This is a genomic window from Moorena sp. SIO3H5 (assembly GCF_010692395.1).
In the GTDB taxonomy this organism is placed as follows: Bacteria; Cyanobacteriota; Cyanobacteriia; order Cyanobacteriales; family Coleofasciculaceae; genus Moorena.
The window spans coordinates 22,420-29,085 of the sequence record NZ_JAAHHS010000054.1 but is presented as its reverse complement, the minus strand read 5'-3'; the positions used below and the strand labels follow the sequence as shown (position 1 = coordinate 29,085).

The 6,666-nt window shown below is 44.1% G+C and carries 7 protein-coding genes; 3 read left to right on the top strand and 4 right to left on the bottom strand.

The genetic code is table 11. The features are described from left to right. From F6K52_RS08920 to lnt, 3 genes are all read left to right on the top strand, one after another. Positions 1-641 (top strand): tetratricopeptide repeat protein (locus F6K52_RS08920; protein WP_293076519.1); only part of this gene is annotated, 641 nt, incomplete at its 5' end. A 308-nt stretch (positions 642-949) separates the two neighbouring features. Then, positions 950-2,182 carry a glycosyltransferase family 39 protein gene (locus F6K52_RS08915; RefSeq protein WP_293076517.1) on the top strand — a complete coding sequence of 411 codons (1,233 nt, stop codon included), beginning with the start codon at positions 950-952 and terminating at the stop codon, positions 2,180-2,182. Positions 2,183-2,249: 67 nt separating this feature from the next. Further along, positions 2,250-3,926, top strand: coding sequence for an apolipoprotein N-acyltransferase (gene lnt, locus F6K52_RS08910; protein ID WP_293076521.1), 1,677 nt, complete (start codon positions 2,250-2,252; stop codon positions 3,924-3,926). Between the two features lie 69 nt (positions 3,927-3,995). Here lnt and F6K52_RS08905 read toward each other — a convergent pair whose 3' ends face one another. From F6K52_RS08905 to F6K52_RS08890, 4 genes are all read right to left on the bottom strand, one after another. Further along, positions 3,996-4,628 carry a YqiA/YcfP family alpha/beta fold hydrolase gene (locus F6K52_RS08905; RefSeq protein WP_293076515.1) on the bottom strand — a complete coding sequence of 211 codons (633 nt, stop codon included), beginning with the start codon at positions 4,626-4,628 and terminating at the stop codon, positions 3,996-3,998. Between the two features lie 24 nt (positions 4,629-4,652). Beyond that, positions 4,653-5,114 carry a Spy/CpxP family protein refolding chaperone gene (locus F6K52_RS08900; RefSeq protein WP_293026495.1) on the bottom strand — a complete coding sequence of 154 codons (462 nt, stop codon included), beginning with the start codon at positions 5,112-5,114 and terminating at the stop codon, positions 4,653-4,655. A 260-nt stretch (positions 5,115-5,374) separates the two neighbouring features. Further along, the gene (locus F6K52_RS08895; protein ID WP_293076513.1) at positions 5,375-5,710 is read right to left on the bottom strand and encodes a hypothetical protein; all 336 of its coding nucleotides are present in this window, start codon (positions 5,708-5,710) and stop codon (positions 5,375-5,377) included. Beyond that, positions 5,707-6,342: a sigma-70 family RNA polymerase sigma factor gene (locus F6K52_RS08890; protein ID WP_293076511.1), complete on the bottom strand. Its 636-nt coding sequence runs from the start codon at positions 6,340-6,342 to the stop codon at positions 5,707-5,709. The genes F6K52_RS08895 and F6K52_RS08890 overlap by 4 nt, the downstream gene beginning before the upstream one ends. Positions 6,343-6,666: the final 324 nt, after the last annotated feature.

Below are 6,666 nucleotides of genomic sequence, written 5' to 3'. Positions count from 1 at the left end.
CCAGCTCAGTCCAAAAAACTATTCCCGAATCGGATACCGAATCAGCTGCGAAATCGCCATCCGACCCGGAAACACAACCAACTGCAATAGAATTAAACAGCCAAGGGGATAGCTTGCGGCAAGCAGGAAAATACCAGCAAGCACTGATGACTTACGAAAAAGCGATCGCAAGCAACTCAAATTTAGCAGAAGCTCATTGGGGTCGTTGTTATAGCCTGAATTCCTTGGGGCGTACTCAAGAAGGACTGGCTGCCTGCGATCAAGCCCTTGCCCTTAAACCTGACTACCCCGAAGCATTGTGGAGTAAGGGTGCAGCTCTCGAATCCCAAAACACTCTAGCAGCCCTAGAACTATACGAGAAAGCGATCGCTATCAAGCCTGATTTTGTTGAAGCCTGGATTAACCGAGGAGTAGCCCTCCATAAACTCGGTCGCTACAGTGAGGCCATAGAAGCATATAATCGGGCAACTAAACTCAATCCTAATTCTGCCGATGCTTGGAGTAATCTAGGGGCAGCCTTATGGGCCAAACGTCAATACGATCAAGCAATCAATGCCATGGAAAAGGCACTTCAAATCCAGCCGAATCACCCCAATGCTAAGAATCTGCGTCAGCAGGCAAGGGAAAAATTAGGCCGTTGATCAGTTGGGTTAAATAAATATTTGATAAAGATCAGATATCTAAATAAATATCTGATAAAGATTTTTGGTTTTGGTCTTATAAATGGGAAAATATTCTACTATTACATTTAATTACTATTAAGCATTAGAGCTGAGAGCCCTAGGGATTAAATATAAAAACTTAACACCTAACACCTTATCCTAATTTTCACAACTAAATTGACAAAGTACTAGGATTGCGATGCTCTAAAAAAGCCGCTACGCGAACGCCATCCATAATTTTACTTAAATAATCTTGCTGAACTAATTGTACTTAACTGTGCATCACCATGAAACTGAATACACCAGCACTTGGAATAAGAGCAAATTGGCTCCAGAAGTGGATACCAATCAGCTTAATTTTACTAATCGCTACTGGGTTGTATCTCTATCAACTCGGCACAGAGAGCTTATGGTACGATGAGCTATTTAGCATTAACAAAACCCAGAGTGGGATATCACTGCCTCCCAAGAATCTCACACGTCCCTTTTATTTCATGATCCTGTACATTTGGATGCAGTTTAGCACTAGCACCGTTTGGTTGCGTGGGCTATCTGTGATTTTTGGACTAGGCAGTATCTTCTTAATCTACCTGGTGGGTCGTCGCTTAGCTGGAAAACCAGTTGGCTTGATTGCCGCCCTGTTACTAACCCTCTCCCCTCTGTTTATCAACCATGCCCAAGAGGTAAGGATGTACACCCTAATCCCCTTCTTAAGTTTGGGGGGTACCTTAGCTCTAGCTCATGCCCTTGAAAATCCCAGGTTTGCTGCCATCAACTGGTGGGCTGTCGCCAGGTTTCTAGCCCTTGTGACTACTCCGGTTAGTGTGACCTTGTTTCTGCCAGATCTGGTATTAATTGTATGGCAGTTTCGTAATCAAAAGCGCCGATTATTTGCCTTTGGGATCAGGCTGCTGCTGATTGGGAGTTGTTGGCTTCCTTTAGTATCAGCAGTTAATGAGTCTTCCACTAAATTCCTCAAAGGTTGGGTAACACAATACCCAAAACCCAACATTATATTAATTGTCTCTGAAGTCACCCACTTGACAGCTTTCTGGCCATTGAGACACTTACTAGGGTCAGGCATCAGTGCCAATGACTTGATGAAACAGCTCAATCAGCAATCTATCATGGAGTGGCTTGTGGAGCATGTGTTCACCTCAAATCTTGTACCTTTGTTCTATTACATGGCATATACGGCCATGGCAATCGGCTTGCTTGCGATCGCTCTATTGAGCAGGCACCCCTCAACAACACTCTGGTGGATTAAAGTTTGGGCATTATTACCTGCGGGATCTATCTTATTGATATCCTATGTTTCCAGTTCCATATGGAAAGCTCGCTATCTACTCATGGTATCCCCATATTTCTTAATTCTTTTAGCAGCAGGCTTGATGCAAGTTTGGCGTTGGCAACGTCGAGTGGCTGTTTTAGTAACTCTAATGTACGCCATAGCAGTGGGTAGTGGTCTGGTGCATTACTACACAACCTTGTATCGTATAGCAGGTGGTGCGCCCACTTGAGACTTTATTTATATAGTTCACTTTGTCTATAAATCGTTTACTATTACCGTTAATCGGTGGCATCCTGATGGGACTGACACCATCACCAACGGAAGCTTGGCCCCTAGCCTGGATTGCCCTAGTGCCTCTATGGTTCATAGTAGTTAGAGGTCAGAGTATTCGTGGCAATGCTTTATCTGGTCTGATCTGGGGTATCGGTTATCATGGCTTAGCTCTATTTTGGATTACTGGTATTCACCCGATGGACTGGATGGGGGTACCATGGCTAGCTAGTATTGCGATCGCATTATTCTGCTGGATATTCATTACCCTCTGGGGAGCACTCCTAGTAGCTGTCTGGGCAATAGGAATTTCTATCACTCAATCAATTTTCCCATCCATTAAATGGGTATCCACCAAAGCTACACAACAACATGATATAAATCCTGATATCAATCCTGATATAAATCTCCCTAGCCCCACTCAAAACTATTTTCTTTTAACCTCCTGCTTGCGGGTTCTAATCGGTACAGGCTTGTGGTGTGCCATAGAAACCCTGTGGAGTATGAGTCCCCTGTACTGGTCTGGATTATCTTATACCCAAAGTCCCCATAACCTGATAATTTTGCACCTCGGTCAATTATCCGGTCCGGTAACAGTTACAGCAGCTATTGTAGCAGTCAATGGTTTAATTGCTGAAAGCGCATTAACCCTTAATAAGTTTAACGTTACTAGCTTTAACTTTGCCAGGTTTAACGTTGAAACTGATCACAACAATCTACCCTACGGAAACGCCAATGGCGAACAAAAATCCACCCTTTTAGGTATAGCAATCGGGTTATTAATTAGCTTACATTTGCTCGGATGGTTACTGTACAGCCAACCAATTGAGCAATCAAATGATTCTGCTATTAAAGTTGGTATTATTCAAGGAAACATCCCCAATGAAATCAAACTTTACTCCGCTGGCTGGCGGCGTGCTATTAAAGGTTACACTACTGGCTACCAGACATTGGCAGATCAAAAAGTAGACGCAGTGCTAACTCCTGAAACTGCGTTACCTTTTCTTTGGGAAGAACAGGTTCGCACTGTTAGTTCTTTCTACTCAGCAATATTAGATAAAGGGGTTTTAGTTTGGGTAGGAGGCTATGGACAAAGAGAGCGTAGCCTTACCAATAGTTTGTTTACTGTTACCGGTACTGGTGAGACCTTCAGCCGTTACGATAAGGTCAAATTAGTGCCCTTAGGAGAATATATTCCTTTTGAAGAATTCCTAGGACATTTAATTGACCGATTATCCCCTCTTGATGCTCACTTAGCACCAGGTAAACCTGACCAATTATTAGAAACACCTTTTGGTCAAGCAGTGGTAGGCATTTGTTATGAGTCAGCTTTTGCCGACCACTTCCGCTATCAAGCTGCGGCTGGTGGGCAGTTTATCCTCACTGCATCCAATAATGCCCATTACAGTAATACTATGCCTGCCCAGCACTATGCTCAAGATGTAATGCGCTCCATTGAAACAGATAGGTGGACAGTTAGAGCAACTAATACCGGCTATTCCGGTATTGTAGACCCCCATGGCAAAACAGTATGGCTATCGGGGATTAATACCTATGAGTTGCACGCAGATACGATTTATCGGCGACAGACTCGGACGTTGTATGTGCGCTGGGGGAATTGGTTGACTCCGGTGTTATTAGGGTTAGGGGGAATTGGTTGGTTGGTTTTGGGTTGGTTTGGAGTTGGAGTTGGGTTGGAGTAGCTCACCCCTGAACTGACTAACCTACCGGACAAGGGACGCCAAAGGCGAACAACCCACTAAGCTTCAACCCTAAATATTACAAAATTCCCGAACTGCTGCCCAAATTAACTCCATCACATCCCGCAAACCGTGTTCGCTCTGCAATTCAACCAATTGCACCCAAGGGCGCGTACTGGCATAATCACAACTCTCCATGATAGGAATCACGTCATCATAGCACCCATGTAGAATCAAAGTAGGTACTTGTCGCTCTAGCTCCAAAGCCTCATACTGACGGGCATCTTCTAGAAACTGATAGTGCAAGGGCAGCTTTCGGTTTTCTCGGTAATGGTAAATGTCTAGATATCCCTGGGAGCGCCACTGATTGAGCTGTTCTGCTCCTAATTTGGGCAACCAATGGCCAAGGAACCCAAATGCTGGTGCTAGTAGAACCAGTCTCTTGATTTGTGGATTGTTTTGTGCTATACATGCAGCGGTAAAAGCACCCAAACTAGAACCGATTAACGTGACTGGTGTTCCATCTAAAGGCAGTAATGCTGCTACTTGACTAATCTGGCGACTTATTGTTAAATGATCAAAGTCATCTTGATTAAGGTCAGGAACTACTAGAGAGACATTGAGGCCAGCAAACGCTTGTTGTAGATACACCGCCTTGGCTGACTCAGGACTAGATGCAAAACCGTGTAGATAAATAAATCTCAAAATCCTTATCCTTTGTGTTTCTACCTAATCGGATAGAGGGTTTTGCTGGCGGCGCTGTTTCATCAATTGAGCAAACTGGATGCGTTGTTCAGGAGTCATCACCTCTCGCATCTGCAACATACTCTCAAAGCGTAACTTTCCTAGCTGCTGGTTCAATACTTGAACTTGTTGGTATTGAGTGCGGATAGTTTCTCTGTCAGCTGTACCCACCATCAAATCACTTAATGTCTGCTTGGCTTGACTCATTTCCTGACGAAGATCTATAATGGACTCTTCATACTCTATCCTAATTGAATGTAGCTGCTTCCTTTGCACGTGGTTGAGATTCAGTTCCCTGACTAACCTATCCTTAATTGATTTTGGGTGTTGTTGACCCTCAGGGTTTGGAATCAATTGAGAGGTTACAGGGTTGGAATTAGCTACAGCAGTGCAGCCAGTCAGGGTAACCATGAGAAGTGACAAAATATAACCTGGACGTAACAGCATGGAAGTTACCTATAAATGTCTTTAATTTAAAGTTTGTAAGAAATATTGAAGGTTTAAAATTCAACTTGAAAGTTGAAAGTTGAAAGTTGAAAGTTAAAGGTTAAAGGTTGAAGGTTGAAGGTTGAAGGTTGAAGGTTGAAGGTTGAAGGTTGACAACCCACTTTTCCCTTGCCATAGCCGTTGCCTAGAGCCAACCTGTTTACAGGTCAAACCTTATCCTGTATAGGTGATCCTGAGGTGATGGTTCCTACTATGCGCATTTATTGTCCAGTATTGGCTAAGATCATCCAATCAGCTGGTGGAGTATGAATGACATTGCTCACCGATGTCTCTCCGACAACTCCATGCCAATTTTTCTCTAAGAAAGCTTCTAGAGTGCTTAAATTGTGGGTGCGGTAACCACTCCAAGCCATCAGTAAACCAACAGCGATCGCTGATGGCACTAACCAAAGCTCTGGTTTACGACTAGGCGGTGGAGATTTAGCGATCGCATTTATAACTCGTTCCTCCAAGTCAAATGTTGCTGCTGGAGGAGTAGGTCGATGTTGGCGCAGAAATGCTTGCCATTGTTCGTCATCAGATTGAAACTGAGTCATGGCATCTCTCCTTGTTGTTGGATGATATATTTCCGTAGGGAAGTTCGAGCGTGGAAAAGACGAGACTTAACCGTTCCGAGAGCTATGCCCAAAATTTTAGCAACTTCCTTTTGTGGTAAATCCTCTAAATCATGTAGCACCAGCACAGCACGATGGTTCAAGCTCAGCTGTTGCATTCCTTGTTGAATCATGTCCTGATAGTGCAACTGCATCAGATCAGGAGTATGGGAGGATTTGGCATTTTTTAGGGGTAGATCAGCTGTGTCCTCTAGGAGTTGAAGGTTGAAGGCACGTTGCCGTTGCAAATTGCGCCGCTGATCCGATGCCACATTCCAGCAGATCCGGTAAAGCCAGGTGGAAAACTGTGAGGGTTGCCGCAGTTTTGGTAAGCCTTTCCAAACTCGTAGGAACACCTCTTGTACTAAATCATCAAGAGCATAAGCACCACATAGCTGATATATAGTTGACCTGACGCGCTGCTGATAGCGTCGGTATAGTTGGCGAAAACTCTGCTGGTTGCCCTGTTGGCACTGCAATACCAACTCTGTGTCTGTGCTGGTTGTTTTTGCAGCAGCAGAATCTTCTTTAGAAGCCTGGGCTGATCTGACTGACAACTCTGGGTTCTCCCTCACCGCTTTGTTTTCCGATGTTATTTAGACTCACTGGCCAACAGAATGGTTCAATCTCGGAAAAGTTTCCCCAAGAATGGAACCAAGTGGGGTAGGGTGACCAGGTTTGGGTGAGGTCGAAAGATAGAAGAGTCAACAGCTCTAGGGATTCCTGGTCTTACTGACACAACAATCGATAGCAAAACCCTACCCCCGTTGGCCTTATAGCTGACACCCAGCCCCTTGACTTTCTTATGGTCACAAGAAGCACGGAAAATTTGCAGATCTTTACTAACTCTTTAATGTCGAGTTACCTTTGATATGATTAACTTTTACTATTATTTCCAT